21 protein-coding genes are annotated in these 24505 nt (G+C 36.0%); 3 read left to right on the plus strand and 18 right to left on the minus strand.

The window, feature by feature from the left end:
- Positions 1 to 484: 484 nt before the first annotated feature.
- The 7 genes from MMF97_RS07350 to MMF97_RS07380 form a co-directional block, all read right to left on the minus strand.
- Complete coding sequence (locus MMF97_RS07350; protein WP_243361022.1) at positions 485 to 2467, minus strand: M56 family metallopeptidase; 1983 nt, start codon at positions 2465 to 2467, stop codon at positions 485 to 487.
- Between the two features lie 2 nt (positions 2468 to 2469).
- The gene (locus MMF97_RS07355; RefSeq protein ID WP_243361024.1) at positions 2470 to 2847 is read right to left on the minus strand and encodes a BlaI/MecI/CopY family transcriptional regulator; all 378 of its coding nucleotides are present in this window, start codon (positions 2845 to 2847) and stop codon (positions 2470 to 2472) included.
- A 98-nt stretch (positions 2848 to 2945) separates the two neighbouring features.
- A complete protein-coding gene (gene porD / locus MMF97_RS07360) occupies positions 2946 to 3842 on the minus strand; it encodes a type IX secretion system protein PorD (protein ID WP_243361026.1) in 897 nt (298 codons plus the stop codon).
- Positions 3842 to 5053 carry a bifunctional phosphopantothenoylcysteine decarboxylase/phosphopantothenate--cysteine ligase CoaBC gene (gene coaBC / locus MMF97_RS07365; RefSeq protein ID WP_243361187.1) on the minus strand — a complete coding sequence of 404 codons (1212 nt, stop codon included), beginning with the start codon at positions 5051 to 5053 and terminating at the stop codon, positions 3842 to 3844. Before coaBC ends, porD begins: the two co-directional genes overlap by 1 nt.
- 61 nt (positions 5054 to 5114) lie before the next feature.
- Positions 5115 to 5441: a DNA-directed RNA polymerase subunit omega gene (locus MMF97_RS07370; protein WP_243361028.1), complete on the minus strand. Its 327-nt coding sequence runs from the start codon at positions 5439 to 5441 to the stop codon at positions 5115 to 5117.
- Between the two features lie 29 nt (positions 5442 to 5470).
- Positions 5471 to 6379, minus strand: a complete 909-nt coding sequence (locus MMF97_RS07375; RefSeq protein ID WP_243361029.1) for an outer membrane protein assembly factor BamD — start codon at positions 6377 to 6379, stop codon at positions 5471 to 5473.
- Between the two features lie 129 nt (positions 6380 to 6508).
- A complete protein-coding gene (locus MMF97_RS07380; RefSeq protein ID WP_243361031.1) occupies positions 6509 to 6967 on the minus strand; it encodes a type I restriction enzyme HsdR N-terminal domain-containing protein in 459 nt (152 codons plus the stop codon).
- A gap of 76 nt (positions 6968 to 7043) precedes the next feature.
- On the opposite strand from MMF97_RS07380, the gene holA reads away from it, so the two are divergent.
- Together holA and MMF97_RS07390 are read left to right on the plus strand one after the other, a co-directional pair.
- A complete protein-coding gene (gene holA, locus MMF97_RS07385; RefSeq protein ID WP_243361033.1) occupies positions 7044 to 8066 on the plus strand; it encodes a DNA polymerase III subunit delta in 1023 nt (340 codons plus the stop codon).
- A gap of 97 nt (positions 8067 to 8163) precedes the next feature.
- Positions 8164 to 10713, plus strand: a complete 2550-nt coding sequence (locus tag MMF97_RS07390) for a zinc-dependent metalloprotease (RefSeq protein ID WP_243361036.1) — start codon at positions 8164 to 8166, stop codon at positions 10711 to 10713.
- A 154-nt stretch (positions 10714 to 10867) separates the two neighbouring features.
- On the opposite strand, the gene MMF97_RS07395 is transcribed toward MMF97_RS07390, so the two are convergent.
- The 10 genes from MMF97_RS07395 to MMF97_RS07440 all read right to left on the minus strand — a co-directional run bounded on the left by MMF97_RS07395 (position 10868) and on the right by MMF97_RS07440 (position 22020).
- Positions 10868 to 11593, minus strand: coding sequence for a hypothetical protein (locus MMF97_RS07395; RefSeq protein ID WP_243361038.1), 726 nt, complete (start codon positions 11591 to 11593; stop codon positions 10868 to 10870).
- A gap of 59 nt (positions 11594 to 11652) precedes the next feature.
- Positions 11653 to 11970, minus strand: a complete 318-nt coding sequence (locus MMF97_RS07400; protein WP_243361040.1) for a low molecular weight protein tyrosine phosphatase family protein — start codon at positions 11968 to 11970, stop codon at positions 11653 to 11655.
- Positions 11971 to 11977: 7 nt separating this feature from the next.
- Positions 11978 to 12376, minus strand: coding sequence for a hypothetical protein (locus MMF97_RS07405; RefSeq protein WP_243361042.1), 399 nt, complete (start codon positions 12374 to 12376; stop codon positions 11978 to 11980).
- A 45-nt stretch (positions 12377 to 12421) separates the two neighbouring features.
- Positions 12422 to 13714 carry a hypothetical protein gene (locus tag MMF97_RS07410; RefSeq protein WP_243361044.1) on the minus strand — a complete coding sequence of 431 codons (1293 nt, stop codon included), beginning with the start codon at positions 13712 to 13714 and terminating at the stop codon, positions 12422 to 12424.
- Positions 13715 to 13904: 190 nt separating this feature from the next.
- Positions 13905 to 14750: a carboxypeptidase-like regulatory domain-containing protein gene (locus tag MMF97_RS07415; protein WP_243361046.1), complete on the minus strand. Its 846-nt coding sequence runs from the start codon at positions 14748 to 14750 to the stop codon at positions 13905 to 13907.
- Between the two features lie 221 nt (positions 14751 to 14971).
- Positions 14972 to 16297: a UDP-N-acetylglucosamine 1-carboxyvinyltransferase gene (gene murA / locus MMF97_RS07420; protein ID WP_243361048.1), complete on the minus strand. Its 1326-nt coding sequence runs from the start codon at positions 16295 to 16297 to the stop codon at positions 14972 to 14974.
- 47 nt (positions 16298 to 16344) lie between these two features.
- The gene (locus tag MMF97_RS07425; protein WP_243361049.1) at positions 16345 to 17016 is read right to left on the minus strand and encodes a DUF4290 domain-containing protein; all 672 of its coding nucleotides are present in this window, start codon (positions 17014 to 17016) and stop codon (positions 16345 to 16347) included.
- A 472-nt stretch (positions 17017 to 17488) separates the two neighbouring features.
- Positions 17489 to 19783 (minus strand): ATP-dependent helicase, encoded by a 2295-nt coding sequence (locus MMF97_RS07430; protein WP_243361050.1) that lies wholly within the window; start codon positions 19781 to 19783, stop codon positions 17489 to 17491.
- A gap of 123 nt (positions 19784 to 19906) precedes the next feature.
- Positions 19907 to 21406, minus strand: a complete 1500-nt coding sequence (locus tag MMF97_RS07435) for a PH domain-containing protein (protein WP_243361051.1) — start codon at positions 21404 to 21406, stop codon at positions 19907 to 19909.
- Complete coding sequence (locus MMF97_RS07440) at positions 21403 to 22020, minus strand: PH domain-containing protein (RefSeq protein WP_243361052.1); 618 nt, start codon at positions 22018 to 22020, stop codon at positions 21403 to 21405. The genes MMF97_RS07435 and MMF97_RS07440 overlap by 4 nt, the downstream gene beginning before the upstream one ends.
- 30 nt (positions 22021 to 22050) lie before the next feature.
- Between MMF97_RS07440 and MMF97_RS07445 the strand changes: the two genes are divergently transcribed.
- Positions 22051 to 22374, plus strand: a complete 324-nt coding sequence (locus MMF97_RS07445; RefSeq protein WP_243361053.1) for a DUF493 domain-containing protein — start codon at positions 22051 to 22053, stop codon at positions 22372 to 22374.
- A gap of 97 nt (positions 22375 to 22471) precedes the next feature.
- On the opposite strand, the gene hscA is transcribed toward MMF97_RS07445, so the two are convergent.
- Positions 22472 to 24331 (minus strand): Fe-S protein assembly chaperone HscA, encoded by a 1860-nt coding sequence (hscA, locus tag MMF97_RS07450; RefSeq protein WP_243361054.1) that lies wholly within the window; start codon positions 24329 to 24331, stop codon positions 22472 to 22474.
- Between the last annotated feature and the right edge of the window lie 174 nt (positions 24332 to 24505).

Below are 24505 nucleotides of genomic sequence, written 5' to 3' on the forward strand. Positions count from 1 at the left end.
GTTAAAGGGATAATTATTTTATCGTTTGGCCTTGAGCATAAAGATTTGCAAAACTCCATTCTTACCTAATAAAGTATGATAGATTTTGTTTAAAAGTAAGACTTACCCAAAACAATAATAATCTCCCGCAATTCTTTTTAAATGAATGTTATCCAAGCTTTCTTTTTTGCATGATTTTCAATCATTGAACTTTTCTTCTGCCAACATAATCTCATATATAAATCTCCCAATTCTTAATACAGTTTGTTGATTGATCTCTTTTGGTATCATTAACCTATTCTGATTGTGAGATGAAACTGAGGGAAAGAAAAGAATTTAAAAAGCTTTTATAACAGCTGGTTTTATAGTTCAATATTGTTAAACCGAAGAAGATAAATAGAACGCTATTTTAGTAATTATCTTTTGGGAATAGTGTCCAGGCAAAAAAATAGGGTAGCTATCAAAATAGCTACCCTTCACTTCAGGTTTGTATGGTGTGTTTGGTTTATTTAATCTCTATTACCTGAACAGCTGGCAGTGGAGTAGGGATAGTTAAATTTGCAACTAGAGCTAAATCTTTTTCAGAAACTGCTGGCAAACTTAATTTTACAGGTGATGCCGATGATTCAAAAAAGAAAGCAGAGCCTGAGATACCTTTTTGTTTTTTCAATTCTTCCAGGTCTTTCTCATATTTCTTTCTTAATTCTTTGTATTCAGGAGTTTGCTGGAATTTTTTAATTTCTTCCATTTTATCTTTCCATTCTTTAGAATTAAACATCTCTTCTAATTTTTTGCCGTTGAATTCAATCTTAGCCATATGATCTTTCCACTCTTTAGAATTGAACTTCTTCTCCATTTCTTTAGCATTTAGTTCAATTTTAGCCATGTGATCTTTCCATTCTTTAGAGTTGAATTTTTTCTCCATTTCTTTGCTATCGAATTCTATCTTAGCCATTTTATCCTTCCACTCCTTAGAGTTGAACATTTCTTCTAACTTTTTGCTATCAAATTCGATCTTAGCCATATGATCTTTCCATTCTTTAGAGTTGAATTTTTTCTCCATTTCTTTGCTGTCGAATTCAATTTTAGCCATTTTATCCTTCCACTCTTTAGAATTGAACTTTTTCTCCATTTCTTTGGCATTCAACTCAATTTTTGCCATGTGATCTTTCCATTCTTTGGAGTTGAATTTTTTCTCCATCTCTTTAGCATTGAATTCTATCTTAGCCATTTTTTCTTTCCACTCAGGAGATTCAAATCTTTTTTTCATCTCATCTAATTTAACTCTCATACTATCCGGAACATCATCTAAAGAAGTATAAGTAATGGTTTCGCCTTTATCATTAGTAGTAATCAGTTTAAATGATCTTTTCTTTTTCTTTGTGGTATCAGTATCGGCTTTAAGTACTAATGAAATAGGTTTTTTTGTTTCTGTAGCCGTGCTTTTAATCTCATGTATTGATTTTGCTTTAATGGTTTTATGTTTTTCAGACTGAGTTGGATTGATCCATGCCACAGATATGATTGTGCCGATTGTTAAAGTCAGTATAAATAACTGCTGTTTAACGTTGATGTAATTGGTTTTCATATTTGTAATTCTTTTAATACGCTGGTATAGGTGGTAGTTGTTATCTGCCGCTGCCAGCGAAAGGTTTGGTTTTTGTTTATTTTTAATTAACTCTAACTTTAACAGAGCATGTGCATAGGTTACGGGTGTGTTAGTGAAATTCACAACCAGATCGTCGCAGGCATGTTCACGTTCAATTTGTATGAAACGAGAGGTTAACCAAACAAATGGATTAAAAAATAATAAGGTTTCTACCATTACCTTCATTAAATTAATAAGGTAATCGTTTCTTCTAATATGAGATAATTCGTGGATCAATATGGCTTCTACCTGTTGTATATCTAATTGAGTGGCCAAAGCAACCGGAAACAATACTACGGGTTTAAAAAAGCCGATAACTAAGGGTACATTAACTTTTGGAGAAAGATAAAAAGTTACCTTTTTACGGATATTTAATTGTTCTACGGTGTTCTCAAAAGCATTCTGCCATGCTGAAGGCACTGCAAAGTTCTCTGCTTTCTTTAAACTTTTTAAACCTAAATATCCTTTTAAAATGATAAATAACTGTAAAATAATTCCCATACTATAGAGACTTGTAAGATAAGGGAAGTATCTTTCGGTTTTGAAATTGAGTGAATTAGCTTGCTGCAATAAAAAATAATAGGTCTGGGCATTTATGTTTTCATCATAACCAGCCACAGCATTACCCGGTAACTTAAACAAACTAAAGAAAGTAATACAAAAGCTCACAAAAATGAGTGCCAGCGAACCAAATGCTAAATTATGCTTAAGTCTGGCAGTGCTGTTTTTACATAAAACAAGTCCAATACATAAGAGTGCAAAAATTGCTGCACCCTGCCATAACGAATGTAATATGCTCCATCCTAAGGCTTTAACCAAATTGTGAACTATTGCCTCCATATTTATTTGTTTTCTAGTTTGCTTAAATAATCTTTAATTAATTCTATTTCTTCATGGCTGGTTTTTTGGTTACCCAAAGCCTGCATTACCAGACGTGCAGCTGAACCATTAAAAACATTATCGATCATTTTATTTACCAGTTGCTGCTGAGTGGTTTCTTCACTAATTAATGCGTTGTAGATGTGTGTTTTAGAAGATGTATCACGTTCTACCATACCTTTATCATGCATAATCTGCATTAATTTTAGCGTAGTAGTGTATCCCGCATCCTTTTTATCAAGTGCTTCATGTACTTCGCGAACTGTACATCTGCCTTTGGCCCAAAGCACCTGTAAAATCTCCATTTCACCTTCCGTTGGTTTGATATTATTTTTCTCCATTTGTTACTACGAATTATTTCGTATTCAAATGTACGAAGATATTCGTAATATCAAAATATTTTTATGGAAAAAATTATAAGAAGTTAAAAATAAGTTGATTATAGCTTTTTCAGGCCCTGGTATTTGTTATTGTTGGCCGGATCTATGCCTGTTAACAGGTTAAAGGCTTTGTTACGGTCCTGAGCATTCAGGTTTGAAAGAACATTCACCATTTCATCAGCTTTGCCTGCAAAAAACACATTAGGAAAGATAGAGCCTAGTTTTTGTTTATCGAACTGTTGCAGATCTGAAAGGGCAGACATAATGCCTTTTAATCCCGAACCTAAATTGTTTTGGAGCTTATCTAATCCGTTGAGGTGATAATTGTAAATGAAAATGCGTAATGGCTTAAGCTGATTACTCAAAAGATTTTCATTTAACCAATACCGGTTTCTCAGACCATCGGCTGCACGCCAGCCTTTACCACCTTGGCTTTGCGCCAGATTGAGCAGATTTTGTGCTTTCTGGTAGTACAAACTGCCTCCGGTTTTGCTAAAACTGTCTTTATCTAAGCCTATAATGGTAAAGGCATAAAAGCCAATCAGTGAATTGAGACTGCCTATATAATTTTGTTCTGAGAAATCAAGAGACTGACCTTCAGTATAATTGAAAGCAAAATCCTTATCGCTGAAATTTAGAAGGGTAGTGTTATATGAAGTGCCATATACAGGTCGGTTAGACTGTACCTGTGCTTCGGCATTGTAAGTTGAATTGCCATCCCAGCTCGTAATGGTAATTACGAGATTACATTCTATGCGCTCCTGAGGCAGATAGCTTTCAGCTGTCCATTTGTTGTTATTGATAAAATCACGGATGTTATTTTGCATAACATCTAAATTGCGGCGATTTAAATTTGTAACGTTTGGTGCAAGAACCTGTACCCGGGCATTGATTTCCTGAGCGTAAGTGTTAAAAGCCAATAAAAAATATACAAATAGAACTGCGATCTTTTTCATTAAGGCAGGAGGTGTTTAGCAATCATTAAATTTAATATTTCATTGCAAATATCAACAGCTACATCAGTTTTGCTTTTTATGTTAAAGCTTTTGCTGTTAAATTCTTTATTAAATATAGTGATTTTATTGGTTTCGGTTTTAAAACCTGCCCCTTTATCATTAAGAGAATTTAATACGATCATATCCAGGTTTTTCTTTTTCAGTTTTTCTTTAGCATGATGTTCTTCATCATTAGTTTCTAAAGCAAAACCTACCAAAATCTGATTTTCTCTTTTTTGCTGACCTAAAGTAGCCAATATATCTGTGGTTTTTTTCAGTGCAATATTGAACTCGCTTTCGGTCTTCTTGATCTTCTGTTCGGCTACATTAACCGGGGTATAATCAGCAACCGCAGCACTCATTACCATGATATCACTTTGTGCAAAGTGTGTTGTACAGGCATTAAGCATTTGTGCTGCACTTATTACATCAATCCGGGTTACATGATCAATTTTTTCTACCGTAGGGCCTGTAATTAAAGTTATCTCTGCGCCAAGATGATAGAGTTGCTGTGCCAAAGCAAATCCCATTTTACCAGATGAATGATTGCCTATAAAGCGAACAGGGTCTATGGCTTCATAAGTAGGGCCTGCTGTAACCAATACCTTTTTACCCAAAAGAGGTAATGAAGCTTTAATGTGATGGTTTAAGAATGCAATGATTTCTTCAGGTTCGGCCATTCGACCTTCACCATGTAATCCGCTTGCCAGTTCTCCGTTATTTGGCTTAATCAGTATATTGCCAAAATCTTGCAGCCTTTGTATGTTCTCTTGTGTGGTTTCATGTTTCCACATATCCAGATCCATAGCCGGAGCAAAAAATACCGTACATTTTGCCGAGAGATAAGCCGCGGTAAGGAGATTGTCGCATAAACCGTTGGCCATTTTGCCTATGGTATTGGCTGTTGCCGGAGCAATGATCAGGTAATCTGCCCAAAGCCCTAATTCAACATGGTTACTCCAAACACCGGTTTCGGGTTCAAAGTATTGTGTATATACCGGATTTTTAGAAAGAGTTGCTAAAGTAAGCGGTGTAATGAAATTACACGCATCGGGAGTGAGGATAACTTTGACGTTTGCGCCAGCCTTTATCAGAAGCCTGACTAAAGTAGCAGCTTTATAAGCGGCAATACTGCCGCAAACGCCAATCAGTATATTTTTTTTATCCAGCATGTGTTTGTATCTGTTAAGCATAGCGCTTATGCGCTATTGCTTAAAACGCCATGCAAAATTCTTATTTTTGATCTTTTGACGGGTTTCTGTAATATACTTTATCATTCAAAAACTCATCCATGGCAATTAACGTTGGTTTTGGTAAACGCTCGTAGTGCTTGCTGATTTCTATTTGTTCTCTGTTTTCAAAAATTTCTTCCAGATTATCATTAGATGATGCAAACTCAGCTAATTTGCTATGCAATTCTTCTTTCATGTTGTTTGAAATCTGATTTGCTCTTTTAGCAATAATTACCAACGACTCATAAAGATTATCGGTAGATCTATCCAGATCATGGATATTTCTGGTTACCGTAGTGTTTGGTATAGCAGGTTTTGGTGTACTCATTTTTATATTAATTAACGTGTATGCTAAATTTATTTCTTTGTTAAGGTATCAGTTTTGCTTTGCTCGTTCAAAGCTTTGTATTTTTCTATAAGCTTAGCCTCTTCAGCTACTAATTTTTTTGCCTGGGCAATACCTGCAATGCAGGCATCTTTTAGCTGACCAGCTTCTTTAGTAAACTTGCTGTTAGGATAAGCTTCGGTAAATTCGTTATAGTATTCTATAGCTTCATTGTATCTTTCTTCCTGACGTGTAGGTAAGCTATTTTTAGCGTACATATATTGCGATTTTACAATAAGCAGGCTCATTTCTTCTGCATACCTGATATCAGGGAAATCTGTTTGTGCATTTTTTAATGCAATTACAGCAGATTTGTAATTTGTAATATCATATCCGCCTAAATCATAATACAATTTAGCATTATCAAATGCTTTGGTTTCTAATTTATCTCTTAAGTTACCAATATATTTTGCTGCCTGTGCAGCTCTATCACTTTTAGGATACAAGTTAATGAATAACTGTAAAGCGTCTATGGCTTTATAAGTGTTCTCCTGATCTAATGATGATTTTGGAGAATCCAGATAAAAACAATAAGCTGCCATATACCTGCATTCTTCAGCATTTTTACTTGCCGGATAAGTATCAGCAAACTCCTTGAATTTATAACGGGCTGTAGTGTAATCTTTTAAACGGTAAAGTGTATATGCATAATAATAGTTTAAATCTTCTGCTTCTGCAGTACCTCTGTATTTCTGAACCAATCCTTCAAAAAGTATCAGCGCTTTGGAATAATCCTTTTTATTGTAAAACCTGATCCCTTCCTGGTATTTCTTGCCTACGTCGTTACTTAAACGTAGTTTCTCGAAACGGCTTTTACATGCACCTAAGGTTAGGAGAGACAGGGTAAAACTTAAAATAATTAAGTGTTTAATTTTAAACATTCTGCAAAGATAAGTTAATAATACGATACCGTCAATTAAAAATATTAGAGCTAAACTAATTATTGGCAGCAAACCTAGAAAATACTTAACAATTTTTAACAACCTTAAAGGTTAGCCCGGTTGTCAGAATTATAATTCTGCAAAATCGGGAAGTTCTTCAACAAAAGAAAAAGCATTCTGCTGGTGATCTATTTTTGCAAAGTAATGGTGGAGTCCGTTGGTAACCACAAGCCATTTTACCTTATGTATTATATTGTAACGGCTGGCCTGGTCAAATGTTGCCTGTGTAATGTTTACATGAGGTGCTTTACACTCAACCAGCATCATTTTTTCACCACTGTTATTATAGATCAGAATATCGCTTCTTTTGCTGGTCTGATTAAGCTTTAAGCCACCTTCTATTTGGATAAGGGTTGAGGGTGCTTTTTTCTGATTGATCAAAAACTTTATAAAATGCTGCCTTACCCATTCTTCTGGTGTTAAGAATAGATGTTTTTTCCTGATCTCGTCAAAAATGTAATGGCCATTATCTTTTAAGGTAATTTTAAAAGGATAGGGTGGTAAATTTAACGGAATGGGTTTAAACATTACAATGCCGTATTTTAATAAGTTTAGCGGATACAAAGATAGCAGCAAAATAAATTAAATTGTAAATTTACCGCCAATGAGCGCAGTTGATATTATTAAAGACCTTAAAGCACGAAAATTTAAGCCTATTTATTTATTGCAGGGCGAAGAACCTTTTTACATAGATCAGATTGTTGACTATATGGAAAAGCATATCCTGTCTGATGGAGAAAAGGGTTTTAACCAGACCGTTTTGTATGGCAAAGATACCGATATGGCTACTGTGCTTAACGCGGCCAAGAGATATCCCATGATGTCTGAATACCAGCTGATCATTGTTAAGGAAGCCCAAGATTTAAAATGGGTAAAGGAAGGAGAGGGGAATAAGGAAGCAGAGTTTGTATTGAATTACTTTGAGAAACCATTGCCTACCACCATTCTTGTTTTTGCATATAAGTACGGTAATTTCGATAAACGTAAAAAAATATACAAAGCCATTAGTTCAAGTGGCATTGTGTTTCAGTCTGATCCGGTGCGCGATTATAAATTAATGCCCTGGATAGAAGATTATATTAAAGAGAAAGGTTATCGAATAGCTCCGCAGGCTGCTGCTCTCATGGCAGAATATTTAGGAGCAGATCTTTCCAAGATTGCAAATGAGGTTGAAAAACTTTGTTTGAACATCAATAAAGATACGCTTATAGAGCCTGATCATATTCAAAAGAATATAGGTATAAGTAAGGAGTATAATGTGTTTGAGTTGCAAAAGGCTTTGGCCGGGCGAAACATTCTTAAGTGTAACCAGATCATTAATTACTTTGCCAATAATCCCAAAGCTAATCCTATGGTAATGGTTATGGCCAATCTCAATTCATACTTTACTAAGATACTTAAATACCATTATCTTGTTAATAAGGCAGATGCAGCAAAGGAACTGGGTGTAAGTCCTTATTTTATTAAAGATTACGAACAGGCAGCACGTACATTTAGTTTGCCAAAGATGTTTGATGTCATTAGTCTGATGCGTGAATATGACTTGAAAAGTAAAGGACTCGAAAGCACCGGAAATACCACTGACGGTGATTTAATGAAAGAAATGCTGTTTAAAATTTTACACTGATTTTTGTTTCTATTGTAACTAATAAGTTATTTATTTTAATGGAGGTTATTGCTTTTGTAAGTATATATTTACAAACAATTTAACTTACTTAACTTAAATGAAAAAACAATTACTTACAATCTTAATTACCGCAAGTGTGGTGGCCTTTGCTGATGCGCAGGTTAGACCGCCGCAGGGTGGTGCAGCCAGCGATACTACACGTAGGGCAGGAATGCCTGGAGCTGCTGCAAGTGCAAAACCACAACCAAAACCTTATGATCAGGTAATCACCAATAAAGCCCTTACACGTAAAGGGATGATTACCAGCCATAAAATAGAGGATAAATACTTTTTTGAGATAGCAGATACTACACTTAACAGAGATATTCTGGTAGTAAGCCGTATCTCTAAATCAGGCGCAGAGGTAAGAGCTGCACAAGGTTACGCAGGCGATCAAATCGGTGGTGCTGTTATCCGTTTTGAAAAAGGTCCTAATAACAAAATCTTCATGCGTAAAATGAGCTTCAGGGCTTATAGCGCAGACAGTACTGGATCAATGTACCAGTCTTTAAAAAACTCTAGTATTCAGCCTATTGCTGCTGCTTTTAATATTGCTGCTTATACTCCGGGTAAAGATGGAAGTGTAATTGATATTACTGATTATATCAACAGCGATAATGACATTTTCTATTTCAGTTCTCCTGCTGCAAAAACCAGATTCAGAATGGGCGCTCAGCTTGCAGACAGAAGCTATATCCAGGATGTTAGGAGCTTTCCTACCAATGTAGAGATCAATACTGTAAAAACTTACGCACAAACTGCTGCTCCTTCGGGTATGGGCGGTGCCCCGGCTATGGGTGGAGGTGCTGCGTCGGGTTCTGTTACTGTTGAGTTGAACACTTCGTTGGTAATTCTTCCTAAAAATCCAATGAAACCACGTTATTTTGATCCTCGTGTAGGTTATTTCACCGTAGGTTATATCGATTTCGATAAAAATCCTCAAGGTGTTAAAGATATCGAATTGGTAAAACGTTGGAGATTAGAGCCTAAACCTCAGGATATGGCTAAATACAAAAGAGGTGAATTGGTTGAGCCAGCAAAACCTATTGTTTTCTATATTGATCCTGCTACACCTAAAAAATGGGTGCCATATTTAATTGCAGGTGTTAACGATTGGCAAAAAGCTTTTGAAAAAGCTGGTTTTAAAAATGCGATCATTGGTAAAGTAGCACCAACTAAAGCTCAGGATTCTACATGGAGTTTAGATGATGCCCGTAACTCGGCAATTGTTTATAAACCATCAGAAATTGCTAACGCAAGTGGTCCAAGTATTTCGGATCCGCGTACCGGAGAAATTATGGAAAGCCATATTAACTGGTACCATAATGTAATGAAACTGGTTCGCGACTGGTATTTCATTCAAACTGCTGCAGTAGATAAAAGATCAAGAACGGTTAACTTTAGTGATGAGTTAATGGGTGATTTGATCCGTTTCGTTTCTTCTCACGAAGTTGGTCACACTTTAGGTTTACGCCACAATTATGGATCAAGCTCTACCGTTCCGGTTGAGAATTTACGTAACAAGAAATGGGTTGAAGCTAATGGACATACACCATCAATTATGGACTATGCCCGCTTTAACTATGTAGCACAACCTGAAGATAATATTACTAAAGAAGGTCTTTATCCACGTATTGGCGATTACGATAAATGGGCTATAGAATGGGGATATAAATATTTCCCTGATAGCAAGACTGTAGAGTCTGATATGAAAATATTAGATAAAATGACTACAGAAGCTGCAAAAAACAGACGTTTATGGTTTGGTACCGAAACTAACCCTGATGATCCGCATTCACAAAATGAAGATTTAAGTGACAATGCAATGAAAGCCAGTGAGTATGGTATCAAGAACTTAAAAGTTATTTTATCGAACCTACAAGCCTGGACTAAACAGCCAGGAGAAAGTTATGATGAATTAGGTAACATGTATGGTCAGTTAACTACGCAATTAGGTCGTTATATAGGTCATGTAAGCAAAAATATTGGTGGTATTTATGAAAATCCTAAAACTGTAGATCAGCCGGGTACAGTATATGAGCGTACACCTGCCGCTACACAAAAAGAAGCAATGGATTTCTTATCTAAACAGGTATTTACTACACCTAAATGGTTATTAGATCAAACGATATTAGATAACATTGGCGAAAACCCGCTTACTGTAGTTTCAAGATTACAGAACATATCGCTTAACCGTTTATTATCGACCAGAGTTTTAGGTAACTTAATTACTGCTGAAGCTAAAGACGGAGCAAATGCCTATAAAATCTCTGATATGTTTGATGGCTTGAATAATTCGATTTTTACAGAGCTTAAAGGTGGATCAGCTATTGATGCTTACCGCAGAAACTTACAAAAAGCTTATGTAGATAAATTGATCGCTGTTATTGCTCCTCCAGCTCCAGCTTCTTCTGCATTACAACAATTTGCAAGAGCACAAGGTTCGGGCTTAGATGTTAACTTAAGTGATGTTTCTTCTGTAGTAAGAGGACAATTGCGTGATTTAGAGAAAAACATTAAATCGGCATCTGCATCTGATACATTGACTAAATATCATTTACAGGATTTATCTGACAGAATTAACCAAGCTTTAGATAATAAAAAATAATTGGTATAATCAATTATTCTTGAATGCCCTTTTGTTTAAAAACAGAAGGGCATTTTTGTTTTAAGATTTAGATGTTGAAACAACAAGTTCAGTATGACGCAGGTTTGCTATAGGGGATGTCTTGATACTAAAATACTGTTGCCTTGAATTTATTTTAGGATCTTGAATGTGATAATCTGCTTTTAGTCTGAGGTATTAATTTATACCGTAAACAATAGAATAGGATCAGCATTACCAGAAAATGAATCCATATCAATAATGGAGTTCCGGCATAAGGTTGTGCCAGTATTCCTGCCGCAAGTAGCTTATTCATAATTTGCCACTGCCATATCATAGCAAATAACAATGGGCCGATGTTCAGCGCCAGTAGGTACCACCATTTGCGTTTTCCAGTTAATTGTCTGGTTGCAATTAAAATAGGTGGCAGGCAAAATATCAATACCGTAAGAATTGCAATTATCTGTACTGTGGTAGGAGAGTACTCTCCTATCAACGAAGCAATAAATACTTTCTCGTCTCCTCCACCAGTAATCGCAGTAAAAATACGTGCAAAGGGCAGTGTTGCAAAAAGCACTGCAAATGCATACCATTTACCTGTAGTTGTTGCAGCATAACGTATGCGATAGGCACAGAGCCAATAGATGACATAAGAAAATAAAGGGCCAGCGAGTGTAGCAATATAACCGTTGCCGTTACAAGTTGAGCAAGTAACCCATACATTAAAATTGCGTTCACCATAGCAACCACATAACCAATAACCTGTTTGTATATGTGCTTGTTCATGCAACTCGCCCATAACCATGCATAAGGCCAGAAATGCAACCCAGTATGTTGGTTTAAAAGCTAAATTTTGGTGATTGTTTAAATTTGTATTGCCCATATGTCTCTCTATGATAATTCGAAAGGTTTCGACGTTGTATGAGCAAGAAAGGTTACAATCTATAAGTAAGGATCAACTGAAAGCTTGATCATTTCAACAAGTTCTTCATTCATATATTGATATTCATCTTCAATTTCAAGAATGACTACTTCTTTATCAGTCATTTCGTTAGGGAATCTATCTTGTAATCTTTGCCTATGCTTTCTTTCCATCACAAAAATTATATCTGCCCATAGAATGTGCTTTGACGATACCTTGTTTTTTGAGGAGGGTTCAGTACCTGCCGATTTAACCTGATGGTCTTGTCTGTTTTTATAGATTGTTTCAGCTGTAGGGCTTCGCCATTTATTTCTGCTGCAAATAAATAATAGGTTCATTTGTCGATTAATCAGTAGTCTTTTTGCCGGGATTTGTCATTAAAATAAGACCAAAAGCTATTGCCAGTAAAGCATAGATTATAGTTAATATCCAAATGTATTTTGATGCGGTTGAATTATACATGAGGTTTTTTATCAATGCAAGTGCGGCTATCATAAAATGTGCAAAATTGCCAATGCATAGTGGTTTAGCATAAATTCCTCCAATCAGTACGGTTTTAGCCATCCAGTTCATGATACCAAAACCAAAATATAAGGCTCCTGTTAATTGTAAGATCAGAGGCATTGTAAGATCTGTGGTTGTTATATCTAAAACAGATAAGATTTCTTTTGGCATGAAACTGAGTACCAAACCGATCATTATCATTAAAATTGCACTGGTTGACATTAATAGTTTTGTATTCATATTGAGAGTAAGGCTTGTCGTTCTAAATTTTTGTTTAGTGGGGTATTATTTCTTAGTTAATTTATAGTTGTTGCTTATTTTATCTTTTTCTATGGTATAAGCATTAGTGAGGTCAAGAGTCCAACCATCACCAATTATTTTTTTACCTTCTGTTTTTATAGGATTGGTTATTGAAATCTTATCCCAGTTTGGACTCATTAATGCTCCGTTTTCAACAGTTAATACACCCCACAAATCTGTAACTCTAATGTTGGGATAAACCGTGCCTTTATCTTCTATTGGCATAATGTTTCTTGGATCAAATGATACGCTCATTTTCTCAAATCTTATTTCAAAATGAGGCTGCTCAATGAACTTAAGTTTATAGTCGGCAATTAGTTTCTTAATTTTTTCTTCTCTTTTGATTTCTTCCTGAATAATGGTTTGTCCATTATACTCATCGGCTATTTTTTCAACGGCCTTTTTTAAATAGGTAGGTATGTTGATGTTAAATGCTTTTGTAAAATAATCTGTTAGATCAGTTTTTGAGTTAATTTTTTTGTTCCAGTTTTTGTCTTTGTTGTACAGCAAATAGCCATAAATAGGAATAGTCTGGTAGGCAAATGAACGTACAAATGTGGGATTTGTAAAGAAGTTACTGATACCCTTGGTGAAAAATGCTGTAGCTTGTGTTTTATTTCTGCCACTCACTATTACACCTGTAAATTCAGCTATTCCTTCGTTTAGTTCTAAGGAATTTTCCATTATGTTTGAGCCATTATAAAGTGTATGGCGATAATTTCTAAAAGCCAATGCATCGGTAAGGTGCTGCTGCAATTCTTTTTCAGAAGTTGATTGAATGGCTTTTTTTAAGGCTTCTAACTCTAAGCGCAGGTAAATTCTACCATCTTTTTGGTCAAGGTGGTTGTTTTCTGGATTATTGAGTGTAAATCCTAGCGATGGTTGTGCACTATGAAATAATTCATGTGCCAACAGATTGATTCTGTCTTCTTTATTTTGTGGAAGAGGAAGCATAATCATAGCCCATCTTTTTCCGCTCCAATTTATGGATGTATTGGCAATATTGATTTTATTAGGCAGTATTCCGGTATAGATATTTCTATCATGTTTTAAGATGTTTGCAGTATCGGGCTCATTTGCAAAAAGCTGGCGGGTTTGCGGATCTACTAAAAGTATAGCTCCGTATAAATCTTTGCCCCAAAGGTTTGTATTCTTTTTTGTTGCTTCTTTAATCTCTTTAAAAAAAATGGGGATGTCGCTTTGTAGGGTTTGTGGTTTTTGTGCTGTTATGCTTTGTGTAAATAAGAAAAGAAGGGTAATTAAAATAGTTTGTTTCATTATGGGATTGATTTTATATTCATGCCAATGGGCAAGCTCGGTTGTTCAATTTCCTATAAAAATATCAGAATTTATTTAAAACAGGGGTTGTATAGTCTAAATATAGGATAACAGTTTATCAAGAAAGAAAAAAGCAGGGCTGACATTATTTAATGTACAACCCTGCCTTTACTGTATAATATCTATATCTTTATTGTTCGTTGTCTTCGTTATGCCTAAGATAGGCAACTTCTAGGTTGGTAATAAAAACACCATCGTTTTTCTCCCATTTTCCCTGACTTTGGTAACGAAACAGAAGATTTTTTGAAAGAGATTTCTTTGCAGATACCCCAAATACAAAATCTACATTGTCTAATGGTTTATAATCTACAAGCTGCAAGGTTACAGCAATTTGTTTTAGATCATTAAAGACAAGATTATATGGAGATAAATCAATTTTTTGCCAGCCTGTGGTTGTTGCAGTGTATACAATGTTCTGACTAAGTAACGTATTGCCAGGTATGCTATTTTCTACCCCATAAATATTTAGTTTTAATGTGATCTGTTGGTATTTAGAACTGGGAATAACATAAAAACTGTAAGACTTTAATCTTGTTTTTGGTTCAATGTCGAAAATATTGCCCTGTTCAATTGTGGGCACATTTTGGTTAAACATCTTAGAAAAAGTTAACATTGGTCTTGATTTTTGACCAATTAATTTCTCTTTCATTTTTTTATGGCTTATCACAACTGCTTTTAAAGCGGTTGAATGGTACTCTAAAACGATATTACCATTCTTAATAAGTTCGTTTTTGTACTGTTTCTTTTCTGTATGGCCAATGGCACTAAAAACGATTTCATTGTTAAGACTATCAGGGATGCTAAGCTTATAATTGCCATTTTCATCTGATATGGTACCAATGGTAGCATTTTTCATTCCGATGGAACAGTAGGGAATAGGTTCGTTATCTTGATTTTTAACGATGCCTTTGATAGTGGTTTGGGCGTAAACATTAACTGAAATAAAAAGCAGTACTAAGGAAAAAAGCTTATACATAATTTAATTTGTTTTTTATTTCAAGACGATGAAGATTAAGAGAAGGTTGTCTGTTGACGACAATTTAACTTTTGTTAACATTTTTGGCTTAATTGGATTTAAGCAAAAATGAACGGATTGAGGGGGGATTTCTGAACGGAAAAGCAAAAAGCAGGGCTATAAATATAATACCCTGCTTTTTAATATTTTGTCCTGCTTGATAGAACAAGCAAAACTAAATCTTAGTGACTTGGTGCGGCAGCATCCACGCGTTTAATATCTGCTCCTAAAGCAATTAAACGGGCATCGATATCCTGATAGCCACGTTCAATTTGTTCTATATTAAAGATGGTAGATTTACCTTCGGCAGATAAAGCCGCAATTAGTAAAGATACTCCGGCTCTGATATCAGGCGAGGTCATGCTGATGCCACGTAATTTATATTTTTTGTTGATACCGTTTACACTTGCTCTATGCGGATCACAAAGAATGATCTGTGCGCCCATATCAATCAGTTTATCTACAAAGAACAAACGGCTTTCGAACATTTTCTGGTGAATAAGCACATTGCCTTTGGCTTGTGTAGCTACCACCAATACAATACTTAATAGATCTGGTGTAAAACCAGGCCATGGTGAATCTGCAATAGTAAGAATAGAGCCATCTATAAAGGTTTCTATCTCATAATGCTTTTGAGAAGGGATAAAAATATCATCGCCACGACGTTCTAATTGGATCCCTAATTTTTTAAATACCTCAGGAATAACGCCTAACTCATCATAGCATACATTTTTGATGGTGATTTCAGATTCTGTCATGGCAGCCAAACCAATAAAAGAACCAATCTCGATCATATCCGGCAACATGCGATGTTCTGTTCCACCTAATTTTTTCACACCTTCAATCGTAAGCAGATTAGAACCAATGCCCGAAATTTTAGCTCCCATTCTGTTCAGCATTTTGCAAAGTTGTTGCAAATAAGGTTCGCAGGCAGCGTTGTAAATAGTGGTTGTACCTTTTGCTAAAACAGCGGCCATTACAATATTGGCAGTTCCGGTTACCGAGGCTTCATCTAATAGGATATAAGCTCCTTTTAAGTCTGTTGCATCTACATTGAAAAAAGCTTTTTTGCTATCGTACACAAATTTAGCGCCCAATTTCTCGAAACCTAAAAAGTGTGTATCTAAACGGCGACGGCCAATTTTATCGCCACCTGGTTTAGGTATAGCTGCTTTTCCGAAACGGGCTAATAAAGGACCTACAATCATAATCGATCCTCTCAGGCTTCCGCCTTTGGCTTTAAACACATCAGACTGGAAAAAGTCAAGATCAATATTTTTAGCTTGAAAAGTATAAGTGTCTTTATTTAAACGCTCAACAGTAACTCCTAAATCTCCTAACAATTCAATAAGCTTATTTACATCCTTAATATCAGGAATGTTGCTGATGGTTATTTTCTGGTCGGTCAGTAAAACCGCAGATAATATCTGAAGCGCTTCATTTTTAGCGCCCTGAGGTGTGATTTCACCTTTTAATTTTTTGCCCCCTGTAATTTCAAATGCGTTCATCTGTTCTCTTATCTTAAATTTTAACGGTATAAGGTTTGGATAAATCCTTAATGGCGTTGCTTATTGTTGTTGTTTCGTTGACGACCGTTATTATTGTTGTTGTTATTGTTACGGCCTTTGTTGTTTCTGTTGCGGTTGTTGTTATTATTGTTGCGGTTGTTCTGTGGTCTGAACTCTACTTTGTTAAGGTTAACGTTTTCTTCTAGGATTAACTGTCCGTTAGAAAGTTCTGCCAGGTTTTTCAGGATAACCTCATCAGCAACATTATCTTTATTCCACTGTACATAGGCCATTTTCATAAAGTTGGCAATGTTTTGAACCATAACGGCTTTTCTTTCGGGATTTTCTTCCTGTATGGCAGTTTCAATCAGTTTCTCTACAGTTTTACCATAGTGCTTGTATTTAATCCTTTGGTGAGGATATCCGATATGCTCAGGTCTGAATTCCTTGGTTTCTGGTGTAGGTTTTGGGTAAGGGCTATCTACATCTATCTGGTAATTGGATATGATGTACAGGTGATCCCATAATTTATGCTTAAAATCAGCTACATCACGCAAGTGTGGGTTTAAGAAACCCATCAAGTCTATTACAGCCTGCGCATATTTATTGCGTTCTTCTTTGGTGGGTAAAGTAATGATGTACTTTACCATATTTTGTACGTTCCGTCCGTATTCTGCCAATATCAGTTCGCTACGGGTGGTATTATAGTCAAAATTCATTTTCTGTTTAAATTAATTGTACAGCTTTTATCCAATATTATAATGTTGATGATTTGAAAAACAGCGTTCACGCTTTTATCGCAACTGTAGCCCTGCTGTACGCTACAATCTTTTTGTTAAATGTCGATATTCCATCGCTGTCACGCTGAGTTTATCGAAGCGTCTGCAAACAACTCAAAATCCTTCGACAGGCTCAGGATGACATTACAAAAAGTATTTTCGCTACCATCAGGTTTATTGAACAAAAGCCTATTCAACGCCCACAAAAACATCGCTAATCCGCATGTGTTGTTAATTGAAATCATCCAATTAGCTAAGAACCATTATGAAATAACTGAAACAGAAGTTGTTGACTAAGGAAAACCCCTAAACTTGCAAAGATGTTTTTCAGTTATGAAATTCACCGGAATGGTTTGTAGTTGCAAATATAGGCAAATAAAATTTATAATGTTCTGTTTTTTAATTGGAGCTTTTATTTTACAATTCTAAGCTTGGCAAATTTTAAGAGCAACTGCTTGTTACCCAATCCCTGAAAAAATACGGTTGCCTTAATATCCGGTAAAGTACCCTCTAGGTTTACAATCTTACCAAAACCAAATTTTTCGTGCTCTACTTCCATACCATTCTGAAATTCATTTGCGGCATTTGGTGTAAATCCAGCTGTAGGTACATGCGCTTTGGGCAAAATGGTTGTGGTTTTTGGCCTCAAAGTAGGAGATGAGGTACTGGTAGTAGCAGATTTGGGTGCAAGATCACGTTGCTGGCTCCAACTTTTGCGTTCGGTATCAAAACTTCCATTACTGAAACTTGGTTTTGCAGCTTTTATGGCTTCCAGCTCTAAGTAAGAAGGATTAATCTCATTGATAAAACGGCTTGGCTCACATGAGGTAAGCGTACCCCAACGATAGCGGGAAGTGGCATAAGTAATGACCAGTTTCTTTTCTGCTCTCGTAATAGCTACATAAAATAAGCGCCTTTCTTCTTCCAGATCAGTTCTTGAAGTTAACGACATTTGTGAAGGAAAGAGATTTTCTTCTAAGCCTACGATGTAAACATTTTTAAACTCCAAACCTTTGGCCGAGTGTACGGTCATTAAAGAAACGGTGTCTTTATCTTTTTCTTTGTCGTTATCATCGTTTGTTAAGAGGGCTACATCCTGCATAAATATAGCTAAGCTGCGGTCTTCAATATCTTCACGTTCGGCAAACTCTTTGATACCATTTAATAACTCTTGTATATTTTCAAAACGTGATCGTCCTTCAACACTATCGTCGCTATGCAGTTCTTTTAAGATACCCGAATGTTGGGCAATATAAAGTGCACTTTCATAGGCATCCAGTTTTTTAGACTCGGCAGCAAAGCTCTTGATCATGGTTACAAAATCGTTTAGCTGTGCTGGTATTCTGCCATCTAGGTACTGATGTGGGTTGCAGATGACTTCCCACATGGTAATTCCATGCTGATCTGCAGCTACAGAGATTTTTTCGAGCGTCGTATCGCCCAAACCTCTACGAGGATAATTAATTACTCTTTTTAAAGCCTCTTCATCAGCCGGATTAAAGGTTAAACGAAAATAAGCAATGAGGTCTTTGATCTCTTTACGTTGGTAGAAAGACAAACCTCCATAAATCTTATAAGGAATATTCAGTTTCCTTAGCGATTCTTCCATCGCCCTGCTCTGGGCATTGGTACGGTAAAGAATAGCAAAATCAGCATAATTTAGCCCTTTTAAGGCTCTTTCCTGTGCAATAGATTCGGCAACGATCTTGCCTTCTTCATTATCGGTAAAAGCCCTTAATATTTTAATCCTGTCGCCTTTTTCATTGTCAGAAAATACGTTCTTTTCTAACTGATTTTTATTGTTGGCAATAATGCTGTTGGCTACTTCTACTATGTTTTGGGTAGAACGGTAGTTCTGCTCCAGTTTAAAAACTTTAAGATCAGGATAATGCTTTTCAAAATTTAAGATATTCTGAATATTAGCACCCCTGAACGCATAAATACTTTGTGCATCATCGCCCACTACGCATATGTTATGATGTGCAGCGGCCAGTTTGCGTACAATGGTGTACTGCGAAAAGTTGGTATCCTGGTACTCGTCTACCATCAGGTATTTGAATTTATGCTGGTATTTGTTCAGCACATCAGGATGGTCTTTTAAGAGCACATTGGTTTTGAACAACAGATCATCAAAATCCATCGCTCCGGCTTTAAAGCAACGTTTGGCATAGGTTTCGTAAATGATGCCCATTAATGGCCTTTTATTGCTGATGTCTTCTGCCTGTATGGTTTCGTTTGCTAAATATTCGGTATGTGAGATCAGGTTGTTTTTTGCCGAAGAGATTCTATTCAGTACAATGTTTACAGCATAAAGTTTATCATCAAGCTGCATTTCTTTTAAAATGGTTCGCAACAAACTTTTGCTATCATCCGTATCGTAAATGGTAAAATTGCTCGGATAACCTATTTTTTCGGCCTCAACTCTTAAGATTTTCGCAAAAACAGAGTGGAACGTTCCCATCCAGATATTTCTGGCTTCATTGCCCACCACTTTTTCAATACGCTCACGCATTTCGCGGCTGGCTTTATTGGTAAAGGTTAATACCAGAATGTTAAATGCATCCACACCTTTCTGGATAAGGTGGGCAACACGGTAAGTAATTACTCTGGTTTTTCCTGAACCTGCACCGGCAACAATCATTACCGGTCCTTCGGTGGTTTCTACTGCGGCTCTCTGCTGTGGGTTTAATCCTGATAAATAGTCCAAATCCTGCTCCTAATTTTAAACTTCAAAAATAAGAAATAATGTGCGTATGTACAGCCATGTTGGTAAGTATTGTACACACCAAAAGTTGTTTTCTGTCATTAAAATGAACTTGCCTGTAAAAGCTTACATCCAGTTCTGATTGCTGCTTTCTACTTGGAAAAGCCACCAGTTGACTAGTTTTTTAATCTGGGTATAATTGCCAAATTTAAAATGGATGGTACCAGCAGCAGTATGCAGATTTACGTGACCAATGTCTAAGCCCTTATGCCAAGGATATTGAAAAGCCGCTATAGTTTGTATTTTGTGAGGAGTAATAATTTCGTGAGTAATGTCCCAAATTCCACTTTGTTTGATGATAAACTCATCAGTTACGGTAATCTGATGATTTTTATAACTGATGTACAGCATGGTTATTCCTATTAATGCATAAAGTATTGCGGCTAAAAGGAATGGTTTTACTACATCTGTATTTAGATAAAGGATGGTATAAACTACCAGTGGAATAATAATCTTGAAAAAGATAGGCAGATTTAAAAAGCGGAAATTAGGTTTATAGACCTTACCGTTAGCAGGAAGCTGACTCAAGATGAGCTTAATAATGTCATCTTTTTCAACAGGCGAGCAGCCAGGTAAGATCAGGTTTGCATTTCGCTTTTCTTTATCAGACTGATCGTGACCGCCATGCGCCTGCTTTAATTCAAGATTAAACAATTTCATTTTGCGTTGAAAGTAGTTCTGGTTATAGGTAGTAATTTGTACTTTGTTAGGCGTAATGAGTGTGTTTTTTTTGGCAAATAATCCTGAAGATATCAGTAAAGAATGATTGTGTCTGCTGATTTCAAAATCAAAATATTTTATAAATGTTCGGATAACGTTGGTTGCAAGTAAGATTAAAAGTACAATAGGAATTAAGAAAGATATGGAAAACAGGGTTAAGCTGCTGTTCATAAAATGTTCTATCTGGCCCTTGTCATTATTGAAAGCTTTGAGCACTTCTTTGATATAGTGTACAATGGCATAGATAAAACCGCAAAGCAACAATAAACTTTGCCCGTAATTGCTTGTTAAGCCAGTTTTTAATAAAGTTAATGGGCTTATTTTTATGAAAGCCGATGTATTTATATCTTCATTTTGTACAGGTATATTTTCCTGATGGAGAATGGGGTTTTGTAGAAGTTGCTGTTTTAAGTTATAGGCCAGTTCTTCATCTATAGCGCCAATACTTACTTCCTTACTTTCTGCTCCAGCGGTGTCAATTTTTACACTGTAAACACCTATTATTTTTTGTACTAAGGTTTGATCAATATTTACCTGCTGTATTTTTTCTAGAGGAATGCCTAAATGCGTGCGGTTAAACACACCTTTATCAACAATAAACTCTTGTTTGGAAGCATTGATGTGAAAAGTGAACTTAATGAAATAAAAATAGGCATATATTACCGACAAGATGAATAAAGTTGCTATAATAAGCATTAAATAAAAGACATTGGCTTTAATCTTAATGAAAAGCAATACCAAAGGAAAAATGATTACTTTAACGGCCAATCGCAATAGGTGAATTGCTGTGATTAGAATACCTGCTACCGATTGTCTTTGTGGTTGAATAAAATCTTTTGAGATCATTGTTCTGCTTGCGTATAATCCAACCGTTTAATCAGTGCTTCTTTAATGTTCTTTGCCAGTTCGATCTCTATACCGGCTAAACTTATTTTGCCTTCAGAACCTGCTGCGGTATAAATCTCAATTGTACCTAAGCCAAACATCCGCGAAAAAATACCCTCGTTCAGTTCTACATGTTGTATTCTGCTTAGAGGAACAATGGTGGTGGTTTCGGCAATCACCCCGTCTTTATAGATTACATCTTTATCACGTAAGGCAAAACCACGCTTGTTAAGTGAAATACGGAAAATAATGAACAATATAAGCGCTAAAAAGATATAGCCAGATAATATGAGGTATAAATAAGCTTTTATATCCTGATCGCTCATCACTAAAACGGATATGCCCAAACCAATAAGGATTAGAAAGATAAAAATATTGATTACAATTACTTTCCAGTACTTTGAACTGGGTTTGTTTAATGGCGTTTCCTGATATTGAGGTAAACTATCTAAATCAATGGGTTGATTGGTAAAATCCTGCATTTTATGAAAAGGAGCATATGCTCGTTTAAAAACTGCAACTAAAATAATCTTTTTGCATGACAAAATTTCATGAAAAACAAAAGGGAATGACATTTGTATTTAAGTAAAAGAGGAGTTAAAATAATGAGCAACAAAGAATTTAATAAAGATATCGAGTTTCATGATATTCCGGATGGGAGCAATAATGATCCCTATGTAAACTTTAAAGAAAAACTGGAAGCTGTACAGCAATTTCCAGGTATTTATGCTTTTAAATTTATCATTACAGGACAGGAAGATCAGTTAGAACAATTAAAAGCTATTTTACCTAATGAGGAATTTACTAAGGTTCCTTCAAAAACAGGTAAATATGTTTCGGTTACCGTAAAAAAACAAGTGCAGAACGCAGAAGAAGTAATCGGGATTTACAAAAAAGCTGGCGAGATTAAAGGTATGATGATGCTGTAAGGTTTCATATAGCTACAAAAAAGGCACCCAAATTTTGGGTGCCTTTTATTTTAAGCTTTTTCTGCAAATTACTTTAAATCATCTCGGAACAGCAGATTTATTCATCAACTCTTTTACCTTTCATGGCCTGACCTATAGCTGCATCCATTACACGTTCTGCAAACGGACGGGTAAACTCGTTCAGTTCATCTGTTTTCTTCAGAATTAAATCTTTATCGCCACTGGTTAAAGCCTGTTTAACGTTTTCGATATAATTTTTGGTTGCCGTGATTTCTGTTTCTGTGAGTAAGCTTCCGTTTTTATCAATAAAGCGTTCTGCTGTATAAACCAATTGCTCAGCTTCGCTGCGGGCTTCTATCAACATACGTTGACTTACGTCGCTTTGGGCATTTGCAATACTGTCTAACAACATTTTTTCTACTGTATCATCACTTAAACCGTAACTTGGTTTTACTTCAATTTCCTGTTTTACACCTGAGCGCAGTTCAATAGCCTGAACGGTTAAAATACCATCAGCATTGAGTAAAAAGTTGATGTCTACTTTTGGCAAGCCTGCCGGCATAGCCGGAATTCCTTTCAGGTCAAATTCAGCCAATTTGCGGTTTTCTTGTACCAGGTCTCGTTCGCCTTGATAAACAGAAATCTTCATGTTTACCTGCCCATCAACAGAAGTGGTATATTGGCGACCAGCTTTAGTAGGTACCTTGCTGTTACGAGGAATGATCACGTCCATTAAACCGCCCATGGTTTCAATGCCTAATGATAGGGGAGTAACATCCAATAATAAAATATCAGAACGGTTACCAGCTAGGATATCTGCCTGTATGGCTGCACCCAAAGCAACCACTTCATCAGGATTGATATTGTCTTGTGCTGTTTTACCGAAAAACTCACTTACTGCTTTTTTAACATAAGGTGTGCGGGTAGAACCACCTACTAAAACTACCTCATCTATGTCTTTTATCGTTAAATCTGCATCAGCTAAAGCTTGCTTACAGCTTTGTATGGTTTCATTAACCTTAGGCTCAATAAGCGTGTGAAAAGTATTTTTATCAATACTGCACCAGATTTCGCCTACTTTTTCATTGTATAGGTTTTGTGTGGTCAACGCTTTTTTTGCAGCCTCAGCTTGTAAACGCAAGGTTTGCATTAGGGCATTATCTTCTGCAAGTGTAGCTGAATCTAATTTATTTTGTTCTATCCAGTAGTTTAAAATGGCACGGTCAAAATCATCGCCACCTAAAAAGGTATTGCCATTGGTGCTCAACACTTCAAAAATGCCGTTTTGTATCTGTAGTATAGAAACATCAAAAGTACCTCCACCTAAATCGTACACAGCAATGGTTTTTTGTTCCTGCGGATCTAAACCGATACCATAAGCTAAACTTGCGGCAGTAGGTTCATTAACAATACGTAACACATCCAACCCGGCTAATTTACCTGCATCGCGTGTAGCCTGGCGCTGACTATCGTTGAAATAAGCCGGAACGGTGATAACAGCTCTGTTAACCGGAGTTTTTAAAGCGTGTTCAGCACGGGCTTTCAATTCTTTTAAAATCTCTGCCGATAGTTCGATAGGGGTATAAAACTTATTGCCTGCCTTGATTTTTACCAAAGCATCGGTATCATCATCTATAATTTTATAGCTAAAAATATCTTTATGTTCAGATACATCATTGTATGAGCGGCCTAATAACCTTTTTACCGAGAAGATGGTATTGGAAGGATCGGTAGTAAGGTAAGCTTTGGCCTCATTACCAATTTCTGTTTCGCCCAGTTCATTGAAATGGATTACCGAGGGTACCAAAACGCCCTTTCCGGCATCGTTAATTACCTGGGGTTCTTTTTCGGGATTGATAAACGCAACTAAACTATTGGTTGTTCCCAAGTCTATACCAACGATAATTTCTTCTTTCTGTAATGAGCCTGTGGCCAGGTTAATGGATATTTTTGCCATGCGGCAAAGTTACATACTTTGGGGCTTAAAATTGTTGTAATGTTGTAAAGTTAAAATCCTTGCTTTGCGAAGTGAAAACGATTTAAATTTCTCATTTGAAAAATAGCATTTCAAAACAGGTAAGAAAAGGAGTTGTATGATTATTATAATTACAGAGCTTTAAAATAAAGGAAT

Origin of the sequence: Pedobacter montanisoli, from assembly GCF_022809115.1 — a bacterium.
In the GTDB taxonomy this organism is placed as follows: Bacteria; Bacteroidota; Bacteroidia; order Sphingobacteriales; family Sphingobacteriaceae; genus Pedobacter; species Pedobacter montanisoli.

Bases quoted from the DNA above. Each gene is read 5' to 3' on its own strand.
- MMF97_RS07350 (WP_243361022.1), bottom strand. From the start codon at position 2,467: ATGGAGGCAATAGTTCACAATTTGGTTAAAGCCTTAGGATGGAGCATA.
- MMF97_RS07355 (WP_243361024.1), bottom strand. From the start codon at position 2,847: ATGGAGAAAAATAATATCAAACCAACGGAAGGTGAAATGGAGATTTTA.
- porD (WP_243361026.1), bottom strand. From the start codon at position 3,842: ATGAAAAAGATCGCAGTTCTATTTGTATATTTTTTATTGGCTTTTAAC.
- coaBC (WP_243361187.1), bottom strand. From the start codon at position 5,053: ATGCTGGATAAAAAAAATATACTGATTGGCGTTTGCGGCAGTATTGCC.
- MMF97_RS07370 (WP_243361028.1), bottom strand. From the start codon at position 5,441: ATGAGTACACCAAAACCTGCTATACCAAACACTACGGTAACCAGAAAT.
- MMF97_RS07375 (WP_243361029.1), bottom strand. From the start codon at position 6,379: ATGTTTAAAATTAAACACTTAATTATTTTAAGTTTTACCCTGTCTCTC.
- MMF97_RS07380 (WP_243361031.1), bottom strand. From the start codon at position 6,967: ATGTTTAAACCCATTCCGTTAAATTTACCACCCTATCCTTTTAAAATT.
- holA (WP_243361033.1), top strand. From the start codon at position 7,044: ATGAGCGCAGTTGATATTATTAAAGACCTTAAAGCACGAAAATTTAAG.
- MMF97_RS07390 (WP_243361036.1), top strand. From the start codon at position 8,164: ATGAAAAAACAATTACTTACAATCTTAATTACCGCAAGTGTGGTGGCC.
- MMF97_RS07395 (WP_243361038.1), bottom strand. From the start codon at position 11,593: ATGGGCAATACAAATTTAAACAATCACCAAAATTTAGCTTTTAAACCA.
- MMF97_RS07400 (WP_243361040.1), bottom strand. From the start codon at position 11,970: ATGAACCTATTATTTATTTGCAGCAGAAATAAATGGCGAAGCCCTACA.
- MMF97_RS07405 (WP_243361042.1), bottom strand. From the start codon at position 12,376: ATGAATACAAAACTATTAATGTCAACCAGTGCAATTTTAATGATAATG.
- MMF97_RS07410 (WP_243361044.1), bottom strand. From the start codon at position 13,714: ATGAAACAAACTATTTTAATTACCCTTCTTTTCTTATTTACACAAAGC.
- MMF97_RS07415 (WP_243361046.1), bottom strand. From the start codon at position 14,750: ATGTATAAGCTTTTTTCCTTAGTACTGCTTTTTATTTCAGTTAATGTT.
- murA (WP_243361048.1), bottom strand. From the start codon at position 16,297: ATGAACGCATTTGAAATTACAGGGGGCAAAAAATTAAAAGGTGAAATC.
- MMF97_RS07425 (WP_243361049.1), bottom strand. From the start codon at position 17,016: ATGAATTTTGACTATAATACCACCCGTAGCGAACTGATATTGGCAGAA.
- MMF97_RS07435 (WP_243361051.1), bottom strand. From the start codon at position 21,406: ATGATCTCAAAAGATTTTATTCAACCACAAAGACAATCGGTAGCAGGT.
- MMF97_RS07440 (WP_243361052.1), bottom strand. From the start codon at position 22,020: ATGTCATTCCCTTTTGTTTTTCATGAAATTTTGTCATGCAAAAAGATT.
- MMF97_RS07445 (WP_243361053.1), top strand. From the start codon at position 22,051: ATGAGCAACAAAGAATTTAATAAAGATATCGAGTTTCATGATATTCCG.
- hscA (WP_243361054.1), bottom strand. From the start codon at position 24,331: ATGGCAAAAATATCCATTAACCTGGCCACAGGCTCATTACAGAAAGAA.